This is a genomic window from Kocuria oceani, assembly GCF_029524215.1.
GTDB lineage: Bacteria > Actinomycetota > Actinomycetes > Actinomycetales > Micrococcaceae > Kocuria > Kocuria oceani.
In genome coordinates this window covers 1-1,418 of record NZ_JARAMH010000050.1, presented here as the reverse complement: position 1 = coordinate 1,418, position 1,418 = coordinate 1, and the positions used below count along the sequence as shown (strand labels likewise).

Here is a 1,418-nt window from a genome sequence, read left to right as displayed (position 1 = left end):
GCTCAGTTGAGCCCCGCATGATGGTGTAACGCTCGGTGGCCGAGTTCGTCGTTGCGGACGAGGGCGCGGCCACCGTGAGATCTTTCGAGTTCACCTCTCACAGCACCCTCGAAAGGACATCATCACGATGACCGCTCCTCACATTGTCGACCCCACCGGCCTGCTCGGTGAAGCCCTGTCCGAAGCCTCCCCGGATCTGATGCGCAGTCTGCTGCAGACGGTGATCAACGCGCTGCTCTCCGCCGACGCGGACGCAGTGGTCGGGGCCGAGTGGGGCAGACCTGCTCCCGAGCGGGTGACCCAGCGCAACGGCTACCGGCACCGCGACCTCGACACCCGCGTGGGCACGATCGACGTCGCCGTGCCGAAGCTGCGCGCCGGCACCTACTTCCCGGATTGGCTGCTGGAGCGGCGCAAGCGGGCCGAGTCCGCGCTGATCACCGTGGTCGCCGACTGCTACCTCGCTGGGGTCTCGACCCGCCGGATGGACAAGCTGGTGAAGACCCTGGGCATCAACTCCCTGTCGAAGTCCCAGGTCTCACGGATGGCCGGTGACCTCGACGAGCACGTGGAGTCCTTCCGCCACCGGCCCCTGGATCAGGCCGGTCCCTTCACGTTCGTGGCCGCCGACGCACTGACCATGAAGGTCCGCGAGGGCGGGCGGGTGGTCAACGCGGTCGTGCTCCTGGCCACCGGGGTCAACGGCGACGGCCACCGGGAGGTCCTCGGGATGCGGGTGGCCACGGCCGAGACCGGGGCGGCCTGGAACGAGTTCTTCGCCGACCTGGTGGCCCGGGGCCTGGGCGGGGTCCGCCTGGTTACCAGTGACGCCCACGCCGGGCTCAAGGACGCGATCGCGGCGAACCTGCCCGGGGCGTCCTGGCAGAGGTGCCGCACCCACTACGCGGCGAACCTCATGTCGATCTGCCCGAAGTCCATGTGGCCGGCCGTCAAAGCCATGCTGCACAGCGTCTACGACCAACCCGACGCCACAGCCGTGAACGCCCAGTTCGACCGGTTGCTGGACTACGTCGCCGAGAAGCTGCCGGCGGTGGCTGAGCACCTGGCCGATGCCCGTGAGGACATCCTCGCGTTCACGAACTTCCCCAAGGACGTCTGGGCCCAGATCTGGTCCAACAACCCCGCCGAGCGGCTGAACCGGGAGATCCGGCGCCGCACGGACGCGGTCGGGATCTTCCCCAACCGGCAAGCCATCGTCCGCCTGGTGGGGGCCGTGCTGGCCGAGCAGACCGACGAGTGGGCCGAAGGCCGCCGCTACCTGGGCCTCGAGGTCCTCACCCGCTGCCGGCTCACCACCGTCGCGAACACCGGAAGCGAGGTGACCACCGACCCCCTGACAGCCCTCACCGCCTGACCCCTACATGAAAGATCGCTACACCACTCTGAGGGGCTTGACC

1 protein-coding gene is annotated in these 1,418 nt (G+C 68.7%); it reads left to right on the top strand.

What is annotated here, in order from left to right; translation table 11 throughout:
- Positions 1–127 precede the first annotated feature (127 nt).
- Positions 128–1,375 (top strand): IS256 family transposase, encoded by a 1,248-nt coding sequence (locus PU704_RS19905; RefSeq protein ID WP_127435639.1) that lies wholly within the window; start codon positions 128–130, stop codon positions 1,373–1,375.
- Positions 1,376–1,418: the final 43 nt, after the last annotated feature.

Bases quoted from the DNA above. Each gene is read 5' to 3' on its own strand.
- PU704_RS19905 (WP_127435639.1), top strand. From the start codon at position 128: ATGACCGCTCCTCACATTGTCGACCCCACCGGCCTGCTCGGTGAAGCC.